Source organism: Catellatospora sp. KI3, assembly GCF_029948125.1.
Taxonomy (GTDB): Bacteria; Actinomycetota; Actinomycetes; order Mycobacteriales; family Micromonosporaceae; genus Catellatospora.
This window is the reverse complement of record NZ_JASAMB010000001.1, coordinates 694,629-711,266: the sequence shown is the minus strand read 5'-3', so window position 1 is coordinate 711,266 and position 16,638 is coordinate 694,629. Positions and strand designations below refer to the sequence as shown.

12 protein-coding genes are annotated in these 16,638 nt (G+C 74.1%); 3 read left to right on the top strand and 9 right to left on the bottom strand.

Features of this window, described 5'->3' with window-relative positions; genetic code table 11:
* Positions 1-9: 9 nt before the first annotated feature.
* The 6 genes from cydC to deoC all read right to left on the bottom strand — a co-directional run bounded on the left by cydC (position 10) and on the right by deoC (position 7,978).
* On the bottom strand, positions 10-1,677 hold the full coding sequence (gene cydC, locus QEZ54_RS03145; RefSeq protein ID WP_281302890.1) for a thiol reductant ABC exporter subunit CydC: 1,668 nt from the start codon (positions 1,675-1,677) through the stop codon (positions 10-12).
* A complete protein-coding gene (cydD, locus tag QEZ54_RS03140; protein ID WP_281302889.1) occupies positions 1,674-3,365 on the bottom strand; it encodes a thiol reductant ABC exporter subunit CydD in 1,692 nt (563 codons plus the stop codon). Before cydD ends, cydC begins: the two co-directional genes overlap by 4 nt.
* Positions 3,366-3,604: 239 nt before the next feature.
* Complete coding sequence (locus tag QEZ54_RS03135; RefSeq protein WP_281302888.1) at positions 3,605-4,618, bottom strand: acyl-CoA dehydrogenase family protein; 1,014 nt, start codon at positions 4,616-4,618, stop codon at positions 3,605-3,607.
* 84 nt (positions 4,619-4,702) lie between these two features.
* Positions 4,703-5,551: an aldehyde dehydrogenase family protein gene (locus QEZ54_RS03130; RefSeq protein WP_281303042.1), complete on the bottom strand. Its 849-nt coding sequence runs from the start codon at positions 5,549-5,551 to the stop codon at positions 4,703-4,705.
* Positions 5,552-5,597: 46 nt separating this feature from the next.
* Positions 5,598-7,028 (bottom strand): aldehyde dehydrogenase family protein, encoded by a 1,431-nt coding sequence (locus QEZ54_RS03125; RefSeq protein ID WP_281302887.1) that lies wholly within the window; start codon positions 7,026-7,028, stop codon positions 5,598-5,600.
* 2 nt (positions 7,029-7,030) lie between these two features.
* Complete coding sequence (gene deoC, locus QEZ54_RS03120) at positions 7,031-7,978, bottom strand: deoxyribose-phosphate aldolase (protein WP_281302886.1); 948 nt, start codon at positions 7,976-7,978, stop codon at positions 7,031-7,033.
* Between the two features lie 318 nt (positions 7,979-8,296).
* Between deoC and QEZ54_RS03115 the strand changes: the two genes are divergently transcribed.
* Entirely contained in the window at positions 8,297-9,544 is a 1,248-nt protein-coding gene (locus tag QEZ54_RS03115) for a glycosyltransferase (RefSeq protein ID WP_281303041.1), read from the top strand.
* 11 nt (positions 9,545-9,555) lie between these two features.
* Positions 9,556-10,188, top strand: coding sequence for a uracil phosphoribosyltransferase (gene upp / locus QEZ54_RS03110; RefSeq protein ID WP_281302885.1), 633 nt, complete (start codon positions 9,556-9,558; stop codon positions 10,186-10,188).
* Positions 10,189-10,227: 39 nt separating this feature from the next.
* Here upp and QEZ54_RS03105 read toward each other — a convergent pair whose 3' ends face one another.
* Positions 10,228-10,956, bottom strand: coding sequence for a class I SAM-dependent methyltransferase (locus QEZ54_RS03105; RefSeq protein WP_281302884.1), 729 nt, complete (start codon positions 10,954-10,956; stop codon positions 10,228-10,230).
* Between the two features lie 100 nt (positions 10,957-11,056).
* On the opposite strand from QEZ54_RS03105, the gene QEZ54_RS03100 reads away from it, so the two are divergent.
* Entirely contained in the window at positions 11,057-12,868 is a 1,812-nt protein-coding gene (locus QEZ54_RS03100; protein WP_281302883.1) for a hypothetical protein, read from the top strand.
* A gap of 140 nt (positions 12,869-13,008) precedes the next feature.
* Here the strand turns inward: QEZ54_RS03100 and QEZ54_RS03095 are convergent, their stop codons facing one another.
* Positions 13,009-14,721 carry a phospho-sugar mutase gene (locus QEZ54_RS03095; protein ID WP_281302882.1) on the bottom strand — a complete coding sequence of 571 codons (1,713 nt, stop codon included), beginning with the start codon at positions 14,719-14,721 and terminating at the stop codon, positions 13,009-13,011.
* Between the two features lie 45 nt (positions 14,722-14,766).
* A complete protein-coding gene (locus tag QEZ54_RS03090; RefSeq protein ID WP_281302881.1) occupies positions 14,767-16,548 on the bottom strand; it encodes a serine/threonine-protein kinase in 1,782 nt (593 codons plus the stop codon).
* Positions 16,549-16,638: the final 90 nt, after the last annotated feature.

Below are 16,638 nucleotides of genomic sequence, written 5' to 3'. Positions count from 1 at the left end.
TGGTTCGTGTCAGCCGCCGTGCGCCCGCACCCAACCCTGCGTTCCGCGTTCCTGCAACCGGCCCGCGTCCAGCACCACGACCTCGTCGAACGTGTCGAGCCCGGCGAGCCGGTGGGTCACCACGACCGTGGTACGCCCGCGCCGGTGCGCCCGCACCGCGGCGAGGACCGCGTCGGCGCGCGCCGGATCCAGCCCTTCGGTCGGCTCGTCGAGCAGCAGCACCCGTGGCTCGGCCAGGACCGCGCGGGCCAGCGCGAGCCGCTGCCGCTGCCCGCCGGACAGCTCGGCGCCGTCCTCGCCCACCCGCACGTCCAACCCGTGTACGGCTACCCACTCGCCCAGGCCGGCAATCCCGCACGCGGCCCGCAGCTCCTCGTCGGTCGCGTCCGGGCGGCCCAGCAGCAGGTTGTCGCGGACCGAGGCGTGGAACAGGTACGCGTCGGCGAGCAGGCCGGTCACGGCGGTGTGCCAGCGCTGCGCGTCGTACTCGCCGATCGGCGCGCCGTCGGCCTCGACCCGGCCCGAGTCCGGCGCCAGCGCGCCCGTCAGCAGGCCCAGCAGGGTGCTCTTGCCCGACCCGGACGGGCCGACGATCGCGGTGTGCCGCCCCGGCGGCAGCTCCAGGTCGACGTCCGACAGCGCCGGTGCCGCCGCGCCCGGATACCGGACGGACGCCCCGGTCAGCCGCAGCGTCAGCGGGCCGTCGGGCACCGGGCGCCCGGCGGGCTCGGCGGCCGGTTCACCGGACCCGCCCGCGGTCAGCAGCTCGGCGAGCCGGTGCAGGCTGCCCCGGATCTCCGCGCCCTTGCGGGCGGCCGCCAGCAGGGACAGCGACAGCTCGCCGGCGGCCAGCGCGGCCACGGTCAGCGCGGCCAGCCACACCCCGTCGACGCCGCGCGCCAGGCCGGTGACCAGCACCGCGACGGCGGTGGCGGCGCTGAGCACGGTGGCGGCCGCGTCGAGTGCGAACGCCCGGCGGGCCAGTTCCCGCTCGGTCGCGGCCAGCTCGGCGGCGTGCGCGGCGCCCCGGGCCTCGAACCGGTCGCGGGCGCCGTACGCGGCGAGGTCGGCGGCCCCGTGCACCAGGTCGATCGTGTCCACGGCGTACCGGGCGCGCAGCGGGGCCAGGCGGGCCCCGGCCCGGGCCGCCAGCCGGGCGGCCGCGGCGGGCAGGGCGGCCCCGCCCAGCAGCAGGCCGACCGCCAGCACCAGGGCCACCAGCGGGTCGGCGAACGCGGCGGCGGCCACGGCCGCGGCGCCCACCAGCCCGGCCGACGCCATCGGCAGCAGCACCCGGACCATCAGGTCCTGCACCGCGTCGACATCGGAGACCATGCGGCTGAGCAGGTCGCCCCGGCGCAGCGCGGGCGCGGCGGCGGGCCGGTCCGCCAGCGCCGCGAAGATCCGTGCCCGCACCTCGGTCACCATCCGCAGCACGGCGTCGTGGCTCGCCAGGCGCTCGACGTAGCGCAGCACGCCCCGGCCGATGGCCAGCGTCCGCACCACCACGATGGCCACGCTCAGCGCGATCAGCGGCGGCTGGCCCGCGGCGGTGCACAGCAGCCAGGTGGCGGTGGCCATCAGCCCCAGCCCGGCGGCCTCGGTCAGCGCGGCGAGCAGTCCGGCGCCGAGCAGGCGCCACCGCAGCGGTGCGGCGAAGGCGAGGATCGGTCTCATACCGCCACCGGCTCCTGGGTTTCCAGCGGCCGGACCCGGCCGTCGTCGACGTGCAGCGTCCTGGTCGCCACCGCCAGCAGCGCGGGGCGGTGCGCCACCAGCAGCGCGGTCCGTCCGCGTACCAGCGACGCGGTGGCCTCGACCACCGCCTGCTCGCTCGCGGCGTCCAGCCGGGCTGTCGGCTCGTCCAGCAGCAGCAGCGGCGCGTCGCGCAGGAACGCCCGGGCCAGCGCCAGCCGCTGCCGCTCGCCGCTGGACAGGCCGTGCCCGCGCTCGCCCAGCACCGTGTCCAGGCCCTGCGGCAGCGCGTCCAGCACCGGGCCGAGCGCGGCCGCGCGGGCGGCGCGCTCGACGTCGGCGCGCGGGGCGTCCGGGTCGCCGAGCGCGATGTTGTCGGCCAGACTCGCCGCGAACAGGTGCGCGCGCTGCGGCACCCAGCCCAGGCGGCGGCGCCAGGCGTCCAGGTCCAGCCCGGCCAGGTCGACCCCGTCCACCAGCACCTGGCCCCGGTCGGGGACGACGAAGCCGAGCAGCACGTTCAGCAGCGTGCTCTTGCCGCCGCCGCTGGGGCCGACCAGGGCCACCCGCTCGCCCGGCCGCAGCACCAGGTCGACGTCGCGCAGCGCGGTTACCCGCCGGCCGTCGCCCCGTTCGAAGGTGACCGTGACCCCGCGCAGCTCGATCAGGCCGACCGGCCTGGCCGCCGGGGCAGTGGTGCGCCCCGGCTCGGCCGACGGCGCCGCGAGCAGCGTGAACGCCTGGTCCAGTGTGGTCAGACCCTCCATGCTGGCGTGGAACCTCGTCCCCGCGGCACGCAGCGGGGCGTACGCCTCCGGCGTCAGCAGCAGCACCAGCAGCGCCGTGGCCAGCGTCATCCGGCCGTCCAGCAGCCGCAGGCCCACCGGCACCGCGACCAGCGCCACCGAGATCGTCCCGACCAGCTCCAGCACCAGCGCGGACAGGAAGGCCAGCCGCAGCGTACGCATGGTCGCCGCGCGGTGCCGGTCGGCCATCCGCCGCACCGCCCCCACCTGCGCCCGCGCCCCGCCGAACGCCCGCAGCGTCGGCAGCCCCGACACCATGTCCAGGAAGTGCCCGCCGAGCAGCTGCAGCCGGTGCCACTGCCGGTCGGTCGCGGTCCGGGTCTGCCAGCCCACCAGCGCCCCGAACACCGGGATCAGCGGCAGCGTCACCAGCACGATCAGCGCCGACGGCAGGTCGGTCAGCAGCAGGGTGCCCAGCACCGCCACCGGCACGGTCAGGCCGAGCACCAGCTGCGGCAGGTACCCGGTGAAGTAGCCGTCCAGGGCGTCCAGGCCGCGCCCGGCCAGCGTGGCCAGCTCGCCGGCGCGCTGCCCGGCCAGCCAGGTCGGGCCGCGCCGCCCGACCGCGCCCAGCAGATCGCCGCGCAGGCTCGCCTTGACCGTGGCCGACATGCGCGCGGCGACCACGCCCAGCGCGCTGGTGAGTCCGGCGCGCGCGGCGAGCGCCAGCAGGAACACGGCCAGCGCGGGCTGGTCCAGGCGCAGCTCGACCGCGGCGGCCAGGGCCCGCGCGAGCGCGGCGGCGGCTACCACCACGGCGGCCGCGGTGGCCACGCCCAGCACGCCGAGCTGCGCCAGCCCGGCACGCGTGGACGGGACGTATCGGATCAGCCGGGGATCGAACGGTCTCGCCACAACCACCATCGTGCCCGATGACCTGGGTCACTCCGCAGCAGCCCCGTCCGGCCGCGCGCCGGGCCCACCGGCCGCCCGCACCCACCCGAGTCCTCCGCCCCTCAGCGGCCGCCCCCGCCCGTTCATTGACGTTGGCCTATTACGAGGAAAAAAACTTGATCATCTTCTTCGTAATAGGCCAACGTCTATGCAAGGCGGTGCGGCGGTGCGGCGGTGCGGCGGTGCGGCGGTGCGGCGGTGCGGCGGGGTCAGGGGTGGGTGAGTCTCGTCAGCAGGGCGTCGCGGATCGCGGGCCGGTTGCCGAAGACCAGCAGGAACACCGACTCGCGGGCCAGCCGCTGCGCATCGTGCTCCAGCAGTACGGCCCGTGCCCCGGTCTGCACCGCCAGCGCCGCAGCCGCCCGTGCGGCCACTGCGGACGCCTCGGCCCGTGCCGCCGGGTTGCTCGCCGAGTCCGCGCCCAGCAACCCGCCCCGGGCCGCATCGACCTGCGCGGACAGCGTCTCGGCGACAGCACCGGGCGGCAGCAGCCGTACGCACCGAGCGGCCACCCCGATCGCCAGGAACCCGTTCGTGGCCGAGCCGGAGGAGTCCGCCCGGGACCAGTCCGCGTACGGCACGACGTCGACCAGCCGGTCGGCGGGCACGAAATGGCGCTCGAAGTGGACGTCGCAGGTGGCGCTGGCGCGCACCGCCACGAGTTCCAGCGGGCGCACCTGGAGCGTGGCGGAGGCCACCGCGTCGACGAGCAGGAAGTGCACGTCGCCGGAGGCGTCCAGGGCGGCCGTGTACAGCGTGTCGATCATGCCCCACCCGGTGACCCAGGGCGCCCGCCCGTCGAGCAGGTAGCCGCCGTCGACCGGCGTCACCCGCATCGGGGCGTCCGGCACGCGCAGCCCGGCCAGGGCGATGCCGGCTCGGCGCTCGCCCCGGGCCAGCGGGGCGAGCCAGCGGTCGCGCAGTTCGGGGTGGGGGCTGTCGGCGACGGCGCGGACCGGGCTGTGGTGCTGCAGCCATACGAAGGCGGTGGTGAGGCAGCCGTCGGCCAGGGTCTCGACCAGTGCGGCGGCCTCCGGCCAGGACAGGCCGAGCCCGCCCGCGTCGGCGGGCGCGGCCATGCCGTAGCAGCCGGCGTCGGCGAGCAGGTCCAGCAGCGTGGCCGGTACGCGGTCGGCCCGGTCCACGCCCGACGCGGCCGGGAACAGCACCTCGTCGGCGATCACCCGCGCCCGCGCCAGCACCTGTCCACTGTCCTCCGCCACGCGCCAGCCCTTCCGGCCAGAAGTTAAGAAGGGCCCCTTCTGCATCGGATAACGATAAGAAGGGGCCCTTCCTTTCCACTCAGCCTAGAGGCCCTTGGGGTGCCAGACCGTCTTCGTCTCGAGGAACGCGGTCATCGGCACCAGCCCCGGGTCACCGCTCCAGTCGAGCGCCGCTGCGGGGCGCCGTACCCGCTTGAGGGTCTCGGCGGCGGCCTGCTCCAGGGTGACCGCCAGCTTGGCGTCGGCCAGGCCGGTCAGGTCGACGCCGTTGACGTCGGCGTGGGAGGCCAGCCACGGCCCGATCTCGGCGGCCGAGCCGGTCAGGATGTTGACCACGCCGCCGGGCAGGTCGGAGGTGGCGAGCACCTCGGCCAGCGTGATGGCGACCCGCGGCGCGTCCGAGATCACGATGCAGGTGTTGCCGGTGGCGATGACCGGTGCGATGACGCTGACCAGGCCGAGCAGGGTCGGCTTGCGCGGCGCGACGATCGCGACGATGCCGCTGGGCTCGGGCGAGGACAGGTTGAAGTACGGCCCGGCGACCGGGTTCGCCCCGCCCAGCACCTGGGCGATCTTGTCGGTCCAGCCCGCGTACCAGACGAGGCGGTCGACGGCGGCGTCCACCTCGGCGGCGGGCACCTCCAGCGACACGAACTCGTCGCGGCGGCTCTCCAGCATCTCGGCGACGCGGTAGACGACCTGGCCCCGGTTGTACGCGGTGGCGCCGGACCACTTGCCGAACGCGGCGCGGGCGGCGAGCACGGCGTCACGGGCGTCCTTGCGGGAGGCCTGGGCGGCGTTGGCCACGAAGTTTCCCTTGCTGTCGGCGACGACGTAGGTGCGGCCGGACTCGCTGCGCGGGAACGCCCCGCCGACGTAGAGCTTGTACGTCTTGCGTACCGCGAGGCGGGTGCGCTGCGGCTCCTCCGGCACGGCCGCGGCCGCGGCCTCGGCCGACTTCGGGGCGGAGTCCTTCTTCTTACTGGGCAAGGTACGCCTCCAGGCCGTGGCGGCCGCCCTCGCGGCCGTAACCGGACTCCTTGTACCCGCCGAACGGCGAGGTCGGGTCGAACTTGTTGAAGGTGTTGGCCCACACGACGCCGGCGCGCAGCTGGTCGGCGATGGCGAGGATGCGCGAGCCCTTCTCGGTCCAGATCCCTGCCGACAGCCCGTACGGCGTGTTGTTGGCCTTCTCCACCGCCTCGGCGGGGGTGCGGAACGTCAGCACCGACAGCACCGGCCCGAAGATCTCCTCGCGGGCGATCCGGTGCGCCTGGGACACGCCGGTGAAGATGGTCGGGGCGAACCAGAAGCCCCGGTCGGGCAGCTGGCACGGCGGCGACCAGCGGTCGGCGCCCTCGCCTTCGCCCACGTCGGCCAGCGTCTTGATCCGGCTGAGCTGCTCGGCGGAGTTGATCGCGCCGATGTCGGTGTTCTTGTCCAGCGGGTCGCCCACGCGCAGGGTCGCCATGCGCCGCTTCAGGGACTCCAGCAGCTGGTCGGCGACGGACTCCTGCACCAGCAGGCGCGAGCCCGCGCAGCAGACATGGCCCTGGTTGAAGAAGATGCCGTTGACGATGCCCTCGACGGCCTGGTCGATCGCGGCGTCCTCGAACACGATGTTCGCGGCCTTGCCGCCCAGCTCCAGGGTGACCTTCTTGCTGGTACCGGCCACCGCGCGCGCGATGATCCGGCCGACCTCGGTCGAGCCGGTGAAGGCGACCTTGTCCACGTCGGGGTGGTTCACGATGGCGGCGCCGGTCTCGCCCGCGCCGGTGACGATGTTGACCACGCCCGGCGGCAGGTCCGCCTGCTGGCAGATCTCGGCGAACAGCAGCGCGGTCAGCGGGGTGGTCTCGGCGGGCTTGAGCACCACCGTGTTGCCGGCGGCCAGCGCCGGGGCGATCTTCCACGCCAGCATCAGCAGCGGGAAGTTCCACGGGATGACCTGCCCGGCCACGCCCAGCGGCCGCGGGTCCGCGCCGAAGCCCGCGTACGGCAGCTTGTCGGCCCAGCCCGCGTAGTAGAAGAAGTGCGCCGAGGCCAGCGGCACGTCGACGTCGCGCGACTCCTTGATCGGCTTGCCGTTGTTCAGCGACTCCAGCACGGCCAGCTCGCGGCTGCGCTCGGCGATGATCCGCGCGATCCGGAACAGGTACTTGGCCCGCTCCGCGCCCGGCATCGGCCCCCACACCTTCGTGTACGCGCGCCGGGCGGCCTTGACGGCCCGGTCGACGTCCGCGGTGCCCGCCCAGGTGACCTCGGCCAGCACCTCCTCGGTGGCGGGGGAGATGGTCTTGCGCCGGTCGTCGCCGTCGACGAACTCACCGTCGATGAACAGCCCGTACGAGGACTGCAGGTTGACGATCGAGCGCGACTCGGGCGCGGGCGCGTACTCAAATGCGCTCATGTCTAGTCCAGCGTGAAGTAGTCGGGGCCGGCGTAGTGGCCGGTGGCGAGCTTGGTGCGCTGCATCAGCAGGTCGTTGAGCAGGGTGGAGGCGCCGAAGCGGAACCAGTCCGGGTCGAGCCAGCCGTCGCCGACCGTCTCGTTGACCATGACCAGGTACTTGATGGCGTCCTTGGTGGTGCGGATGCCGCCCGCGGGCTTCACGCCGACCTTGCGGCCGGTGGCGGCCAGGAAGTCGCGCACCGCCTCCAGCATGATCAGCGTGACCGGCAGGGTGGCCGCGGGCTGCACCTTGCCCGTGGACGTCTTGATGAAGTCGCCGCCCGCGAGCATCGCCAGCCACGAGGCCCGGCGCACGTTGTCGTAAGTGACCAGCTCGCCCGTCTCCAGGATGACCTTGAGGTGCGCGTCGCCGCACGCCTCCTTCACGGCCGCGATCTCCTCGAAGACCTCCAGGTAGCGACCGGCCAGGAAGGCGCCCCGGCTGATCACCATGTCGATCTCGTCGGCACCGGCGGCGACGGCGGCCCGGGTGTCGTCGAGCTTCACGCTCAGCGGGGCCTGCCCCGACGGGAACGCGGTCGCGACGCTGGCCAGGTGGATGCCGCTGCCGCGCAGCGCCTCGGCGGCGACCGGGACCATCGCCGGGTACACGCAGATCGCGGCCACCGGCGGGCAGCCCGGGTCGCTCGGGTCGGGCTGGCGGGCCTTCGCGCACAGGGCGCGGACCTTGCCGGGGGTGTCGGCGCCCTCCAGGGTGGTCAGGTCCACCATCCGGATCGAGAGGTCGATCGCCCAGGCCTTGGCCGTGGTCTTGATCGAGCGGGTACCGAGCGCGGCGGCGCGGGCCTGCGCGCCGACCTGGTCGACGCCGGGCAGCCCGTGCAGGAACATCCGCAGCGCCGCATCGGAGCGCGTCACCTCGGACAACGGTGTCATGGTGGCCGTCATGAGCCGAAGTCTACGCGGACGCCCTCTCATCGATCTTGTCCATCTGGTGGAACGGAGACCCCCGCCACTCGGGCTGGCCACGGGGTGACCCGGCCCCACTTGGCATCGACAGTGGCCTATCTGGAGCAGTGTTTCGCGTGATTCGTCCTCTGGATAGGCCAGTGTCGATGCCAAGGCGGGCGGGGGGCGCGCCCGTCCGGACGGCGCAGCCCGGATCGGCACGCCCGAACGCCAGTACCTCAGCGGCTCTTAATGCCGCCGACACCTGCCTTACATGCGGTGTTCGGGCAGGTCACTGACCGTATTCGAGTGCGCATCATGCACTTCACCGACACGTACCTGCCGCGTCGTGACGGCGTCGTCACCTCGCTGCGGACCCTGCACGCGGCGCAGCTCGCCGCCGGGCACGACAGCCTGCTCGTCGTGCCGCGCCACCGGGAACAGCGCACCGAGCCGGGGCTGCTGCGGCTGCCCGCGCTGGCGTGCGGCGTCGCCGACCTGCGCCTGGCCCGCTGGCCGATGAACACCCGGGGGGTACGCGAACGGCTGGTCGCCGAGCTGGCCGCGCACCGCCCCGAGGTCGTGCACGCGCACACCCCCGGCCCGGCCGGGCTGCTCGGCGTGCTGGTCGCCCGGCGCACCGGCGCGGCGCTGGTGCAGACCTACCACACCGACCTGCACGCGTACGCCGACGCGTACAAGGTGCCCCGCTGGGCGCTGCGCCTGCTGCTGCGCGTGTACGCCGGTCGGCTGGGCGAGCCCAGGCCGCTGCCGGGCTGCCGGACCGCCACCCTCACCGCGGGCAACCGGCTGCTGCTCGGCGACGCGGGGGCGGTGGTGGTGCCGACCCGGGCGGTGCTGGACCGGGTCGAGCTGCCCGTGCCCGCCGAGCGGATCGTGCTCGCGCCCACCGGCGTCGCCCCGCGCGCCGCCACGCCCGCCGAGGCGATGGCGTTCCGCACCGGGTACGGCATCGGCCCGAGCGACCCGCTGGTGCTGTTCGTCGGCCGGGTCAACCGGGAGAAGGGCGTCGACCTGCTCATCGCGGCGTTCGCGCGGATCCTCGACCGGCTGCCGTCCGCGCGCCTGGTGCTGATCGGCGCGGTGTACGAGCGCCGCTGGCTCAACCGCCTGCTCCGCTCGGTCGGCCCCGCGGCCGCCGCCCGGATCGTCTGCGCCGGCCAGCAGCCGCCGCAGGTGGTGGCCCAGGCGTACGCGGCCGCCGACGTGTTCGCGTTCCCGTCGCGTACCGACACGCAGGCCCTCGTGCTGCAGGAGGCCGCGCTGGCCGGGCTGGCCGCGGTGCTGGCCGATCCGTCCCTGCACCGCCACGGGGTGCTGGCGGGCAGCACGGTGCTCGCCGAACCCGAGCCGGACTCGTTCGCCGACGCGGTGCTCGGGCTGCTGCGCGACCGGCGGGCCGCGCACCGCCTCGGCGCCGCCGCCCGCGCCGCCGCCGCGGCGCACTGCCCGCAGCGCTACGCCGACACGGTGCTCGGCGTGTACCACGAGGCCGTGCGGCGGCGGTCGCGAGTCAGCCCACTGGAGGCCGTCGCGGGCGGGTAACTTCTTGGCTCGTGGACGTACTCGTCGTAGATCACCCGTTGGCCCAGTCCCGCCTCACCGCCATGCGCGACGCCCGTACCGACTCGGCCAGCTTCCGGGCCGCGTTGCACGAGCTCACGACCATGCTGGCGTACGAGGCCTCACGCACCTTCGCGGCCGAGACCTTCCCGGTGCAGACGCCGGTGGAGACCGCGGTCGGCACCCGCATCGCCAATCCGCCCCTGATCGTGCCCGTGCTGCGGGCGGGGCTCGGCATGGCCGACGCCGCGCTCGCGCTGCTGCCCGAGTCCTCGATGGGCTTCGTCGGCCTCGCCCGCGACGAGCACACCTTCGAGCCGCGCGCCTACATGGAGTCGCTGCCCGCCGACCTGACCGGCATCCCGGTCCTGGTCCTGGACCCGATGCTGGCCACCGGCGGCTCGCTGGAGCACTGCTGCCGGCTGCTGGCCGACCGCGGCTGCACCGACATCGTGGTGCTCTGCGTCCTGGCCGCCCCCGCCGGGGTAGAGCGCCTGGAGCGCTCCGGCCTGCCGCTGCGCCTGGTGACCGCCTCCATCGACAGCCACCTCAACGAGCATATGTTCATCGTCCCCGGCCTCGGCGACGCCGGCGACCGCCAGTTCGGCGGCATGCCGCGCTTCTGACCCCGGCCCCGCCCCCGCCGTGGCAAGGGCGGGGGCGGGTCAGTGGGGACGGCGGAGGACGGCCAGGACGGACTGGCCGAACGGGGGGCGCAGGCGGGCTTCGAGGGCCCGGGTGACCGGGGTGACGACGGAGTCGTACACGCGCATCATGGCGCCGCCCTGGGGGGCCATGCCCAGCACCCGGGCGGTCAGGAAGTAGCAGATGAAGCCGAGCGAGTTGACGTACCGGGTGTGCTCGACGGACAGGCCCGCGGCGAGCGCCACCTCGGTGAGGGTGCGGCGGGTGTAGCGGCGCCAGTGGCCGGTGGCCACGTCGACGCGGCTCATCGCGATCGGGAACGCTGGGACCACCAGCACCAGCGGCGCGCCGGGCCGGACCAGCCGGGCCATGCTGCGCAGCGCCTCGACGTCGTCCTCGATGTGCTCCAGCACGTTGTAGCTGACCAGGGCGGTGTGGTCGCCGCGCTCGTCGGTGGGCAGCAGCATCTGCCGGGCCTCCACCCGCACGTCGTCGGCGTACCGCGACTTCAGCTCGATGAGCCGGTCGGGGTCGGCCTCGGTGGCGGTGAACCGCCGCACGTGCGGCAGCCACTCGGCGGCGTAGTCGCCGAGTCCGCTGCCGATCTCGATCGGATGCTCGCCGAGGTACGGCACGGCGAACCCGGCGAACCAGCGTCGGTGGTTGACCGCCTCGGCCAGGCTCTCCAGCACCGCCGCCTGGATCCGCTGGTCGCCGCTGAGCTGCCCCTCGGTGGCGTACGACGTCATGTCCCGTCCAGTCCCGTCCAATGTGAGCATTCTTCTTCTATGTCCCATTTGCCTAGGGCTAATCAGGACAGAGTACATAAATGCCGTACATTCGACCGTCGTGAAGACCGAAATTCGGGAGTCGCCGCACGCTCCGCCCCGTCCGACCACCCCGTCCGAGCACCCGGCCAGGGTTCGAGCGCCCCGCCGCGTCGACCGCGCCGGGGCGCTCGCGGCAACGGCGTACCTGGTCATGGCCGGTTTCGTGACGTTCGGACTGTGGCGGGACGGGGCGCGGGCGGTACTCGTCGCCAACCCCCAGGACCACGTCTTCTTCCAGTTCGTGCTCCAGCACGCCGTCGGCGTGTTGCGCGACGGCACCGACCCGTTCCTCACCGCGGACATGAACACCCCGTACGGCGTGAACCTGATGGCCAACACGGTCATCCTGGGGCTGGGCCTGCCCCTGGCCCCGATCACGCTGCTGTGGGGTACCCAGATCTCGTTCTCCGTGCTGGTGGTAGCCGGTCTGGCCGGTACCGCCGCGGCCTGGTTCTGGTTCTTCCGCCGCCACCTGGTCACCAGCCCGCTGGCGGCGGCGGTCGGCGGGGCGCTGTGCGGCTTCGGCCCCGGCATGATCAGCCAGGCCAACGGGCACCCGAACTGGACCGCCCAGTTCCTGGTGCCGCTGCTCGTCCACGCGGCGCTGCGGCTGCGCGAGCCGGGCCGGGCGCTGCGCAACGGGGCCGTCCTCGGGCTGCTCGTGGTCGCGCAGGCCTTCGTCAACGAGGAGGTGCTGCTCTACACGGCGCTGGGCTGCGCCGTCTTCCTCGCCGCGTACGCGGCCTACGACGCCGACGCCCGCCGGGCCGGGCTGCGGCCCGTGCTGCGCGGTGCGCTGGTGGCGGCGGCCGTGGGCGGCGTGCTGCTGGCGTACCCCCTGTACCGGCAGTTCTTCGGCCCGGAGAGCTTCCGCGGCCTGCCGCCCGGCGCCTCGGCCTTCGGCGCCGACCTGGCCAGCTTCACCGCGTTCCCGCGCCTGTCGCTGGGCGGCAACCCGGACCTCACCAAGGTGCTCGCCCCCAACGACGCCGAGCAGAACACCTTCTTCGGCTGGCCGCTGCTGGTGCTGCTGGCGCTGGCGGTGGTGGCCCGGCTCTGGCAGCGGGTGCTGGTCCGCGCGCTGCTGCTCACCGCCGCCGTCTTCGCCCTCTTCGCCCTCGGCAAGCAGGTGTTCGCCGGGGGCGAGCGCACCGCGCTGCCCGGCCTGTGGCGGCCGCTGGGCGTCCTGCCGCTGCTGGAGTCCGTCGTCCCGGTGCGGTTCGGGCTGGTGCTGCTGCCGGTGCTCGGCGCGCTGCTCGCGCTGACCGTGGAGCTGGTGCGGTCGCTGCCCCGGCAGGCCGGCGGCCTCGCCCCGCGCCGCCTCGGCGCCGCTCTGGTCGTGCTGGCCCTCGTGCCGCTGGTGCCGCTGCCGCTGCTGACCGTACGCGGTCCGGCCGTGCCGAAGTTCATCACCGAGGGCACCTGGCAGCGGTACGTCCCGCCCGGCCGCACCCTGGTCACCATCCCCGTGACCAGCGCCAAGCACAGCGAGGGCATGCGCTGGTGGGCACAGTCCGGCCAGCGGTACGCCTTCCCCGGCGGCTACTTCATCGGCCCCGGCCGCGAACCCGGCACGGCCGCCTTCGGCCCCCCGCAGCGCCCGACCGACCTGCTGCTCGCCGCGGTCGCCGAGGGTGCGAAGCCGCCGAAGGTCACCGGCCGCATGCGCGACGGCCTGCGCGCAGACCTGCGCTTCTGGCGCGCCGGGGCGCTCGTCCTACCCGACGGCGAACCCCGCGCCGACGTGCTCCGCCGCCTGGTGACCGACCTGATCGGCCCCGGCGACCGTACCGGCGGCGTGACCGTCTGGCCCGTCGACCCCCCGGGTTAGTGCGAAGGAAGGGACCCTTCTTATCGCTTTCCGAGGTAGAAGGGCCCCTTCTTAACGCGAGCGTCGTGGCGCTGCGGGCACGTTAAGAGGGGTCCCTTGTTCTACGCGAAGCGATAAGAAGGGTCCCTTCCTTCCCCAGGTCAGGGGCTGACGGACCAGATGCCGAGGGCGGCGGCAACCTCGGTGCGCAGGGCGCGGACCGTCGCGGCGGCGCGTTCGCGGCCGGCGGCCACGTCGCCGTCGACCACCGGCTCGACCACCTCCAGGTACGCCTTCAGCTTCGGCTCGGTGCCCGACGGGCGCACCACCACCCGGGCGGAGTCGGTCCGCAGGATCACCACGTCGGAGCGCTGCGGGCCCTCGCGGTCGAGCAGGTCCTCGGTCGACAGCACCGGCTCGTCCAGCAGCGACGCGGGCAGCTTGGCGCGCAGGTGCGCCATCATCTGCTCGATCTCGGCCAGGTCGTCCACCCGCACCGAGAGCTGGTCGGTGGTGTGCAGGCCGAACTCGGCGGCCAGCTCGTCGAGCCGGTCGGGCAGCGTACGCAGCTCCGCCTTCAGCCCGGCGGCGAGCTCCGCCACCAGCAGCGCCGCGGTGATGCCGTCCTTGTCGCGGACCAGGTCCGGGGCGACGCAGTAGCCCAGCGCCTCCTCGTAGCCGTAGCCCAGGTCCTCTGCGGCCCGCGCGATCCATTTGAACCCGGTCAGCGTCTCGTTGTAGCCGAGCCCGCGCTTGGCGGCCATCGCCTTGAGCATCGACGAGGACACGATGGTCGTCGCGTACGTGCCGCCGCGCCCCGAGCGCATCAGGTGGTCGGCGAGCAGCACGCCCACCTCGTCGCCGCGCAGCATGCGCCAGCCGTTGCCGTTGCGCCCGTTGCCGTTGCCGTTGCCGTTGCCGTTGCCGTTCGGGACCGGGACGGCGACCGCGCACCGGTCGGCGTCCGGGTCGTTGGCGATGGCGATGTCGGCGCCCCGGTCCCGGGCCAGCGCGAACACCAGGTCCATGGCGCCGGGCTCCTCCGGGTTGGGGAACGCCACGGTCGGGAACGCGCCGTCGGGTTCGGCCTGCGCGGCGACCACGGCCGGAGCGTCGAACCCGGCCTGCTCGAACGCGGCCCGCAGCACCGCGCCGCCCACGCCGTGCAGCGGTGTGTACGCCACCACCAGCTCCTTGGGCTCGTCAGAGCTGACCACCCCGGCCGCGGCGGCGACGTACTGCTCGACGATGGACTCGCCGAGCACCTCGCCGTCACTGCCGAGGGGCACCTGCGACAGCGGCCCGACCGCGCGGATCGCCGCCTCGATCTCGGTGTCGACCGGCGGCACGATCTGCGCCCCGGCGCCCAGCGCGCCGCCCAGCCGCTCGCCCAGGTACACCTTGTACCCGTTGTCCTGCGGCGGGTTGTGCGACGCGGTGACCATCACCCCGGCGACGGCGGACAGGCGCCGCACGGCGTACGCCAGCACGGGGGTGGGCAGGGGGCGGGGCAGCAGGGCCGCGCGCAGGCCGAGGCCGGTGGCGACGCGGGCGGTCTCCTTGGCGAACTCGTGCGACCCGCGACGGGCGTCGTACCCGATGAGCAGCAGCTCGCCGGGCTCGTGGCGGCTGAGCCAGGCGCACAGCCCGGCGGCGGCCTGGCGCACCACGGCCAGGTTCATGCCGTTGGGGCCGGCCCGCAGCGGTCCGCGCAGCCCGGCGGTGCCGAAGGTGAGCGGGCCGCTGAACCGGTCGGCGAGTTCGGCCTCGGTCGCGGGCAGCGCGTCGAGCAGCTGTTGCAGCTCTTTACGCGAGTCGGGGTCAGGGTCTTCCGAGATCCAGTTACGGGCGCGTTCGGCGAGGTTGTCGCTCATCGGAGTTTCATAACACGCGCAACACCCGTTTGCCGAACAAAAGCGTCAGGTCGTGGCGAGAGTGAACGATCCGACCGCCGTGTCGAAGATGCCCCTGTCCTGCGCGAACGAACTCTCCCAGGTGGACAGATACACGTGGTAGGCCGTCTTGCCGGACAGGCCGATGCGCCACACCGCGTGCCGCTGGTCCTTGCCCGGCGGCGTGCACTGGAACTCAAGCTGCGCCGCGTCGAGCTCGCCCAGCTTCTCGTCGGTGAGCGAGATCCGCTGGTAGCTGTCCTTCACGCACTTGCTGGAGCTGGTCTTGAAAGTGTTCTCCGCGCCGGTCAGCTCCGAGCGGGGCGAGCGGCCGTCGTACACGTTGATGCGCAGCCAGCGTTCCTTGTCGGCGGGGTCCAGGTAGTCGATGTAGCTGGCGGTCTTGGGCTTGCTCGCCTTCCAACCCGCCGGGACCAGCACGGTCACGCCCTTGAAGGTCACCCGCTGCATGCCGTCGGGGACGGCGGCTGAGGCGGCCGTGGTGGGGGCGGGCGTGCCGTTGCCGGTGTTGACCGGGGGCTGCTCGTCCTCGCCGCCGAGCACGGCCCAGGCGACGGTGGCGATCAGCACCACGCTGGCCAGCCCGGCGCCGACGGCCAGGCGCAGCTTCTTGGGCGCGTTCTTGACCTGGTCCAGCAGCCCGGCCGCGGCGGCTGGGCTGGCGCTCGGGGTGACGGTGCGCATGGCGCCCGTCGGGACCGCGGACGGGTGCGCGCCGGTCGGCACGTCGACCGGCGACGGCTCGGCCGCGCGGCGGGCGCCGCGGCTGGTGGGGGTCTCGCCGGTGTGCAGCATCGCCCGGCCGCCGATGGGCTTGGCCGGGGCGGCGGGCTGCTGCGGCTGGACCCAGGCGGTGGTGGACGGCTGCGGCGCGACCACCGCGTACGGGTCGGTCACGTGCTGCGGGGTCGGGTTCTGCGCCAGCGACCCGGCCAGCAGGTCGCGCAGCTCGGCGCGGGCGCGGGCGACGTCCCAGCGGCGGTCGGGGTTCTTCTCCATCAGGCCGTAGAGCACGTCGCGCAGCGGGCCGCAGCGCTGCGGCGGCACCGGCTCCTCCTCGACCACGGCGTGCATGGTGGCCAGCGGGTCGCCCTTGTCGAACGGCGGGCGGCCCTCGACGGCGGTGTACATGGTCACGCCCAGGGAGAACAGGTCGCTGGGCGGGCCGAAGCGGTGGCCGAGCGCGCGCTCAGGGGAGATGAAGTGCGGCGAGCCGAGCACCATGCCGGGGGTGGTCAGCTGCACGTCGGTCGGCAGCTTGGCCACGCCGAAGTCGGTGAGCACGCAGCGGCCGTCGGTGGTGATCAGCACGTTGGCCGGCTTCACGTCGCGGTGCAGCACTCCGGCGGCGTGCGCGACCTCCAGCGCGCCGAGCAGGGCGATACCGATCTTGGCGACCGCGCGGGGCGCCAGCGGGCCGTCCTCGATCACCATGTCGGCCAGGCCGCGGGCGTCGAGCAGCTCCATCACGATCCAGGGGCGGCCGTTCTCGGTCACCACGTCGAAGACCTGGACCACGCTGGGGTGCGACAGGCTGGCGGCGGCGCGGGCCTCGCGCAGGGTCCGCTCGTACATCGAGGCGGCGTCGCTGGCGGCCAGGCCCGGCGGCAGCACGACCTCCTTGACCGCCACCTCGCGGCGCAGCACGGTGTCGGCGGCACGCCACACCGTGCCCATTCCGCCGTGCCCGATGGCGGTGCGCAGGGAGTAGCGCCCGCCGATGACGGTGCCCGGAGCCGCCCGGCCGGGGGTGGGGCTGCCGCTCCAGGTGGATGCATGGGTGGTCACTGCTGAGCCGCCAAGGGAGAGGGGATTCGTCTTTTCGGTACGAGCGCACGCGCCCTCCTATCCTGTCCCACTCCGCGCGGAAGGGAAAGC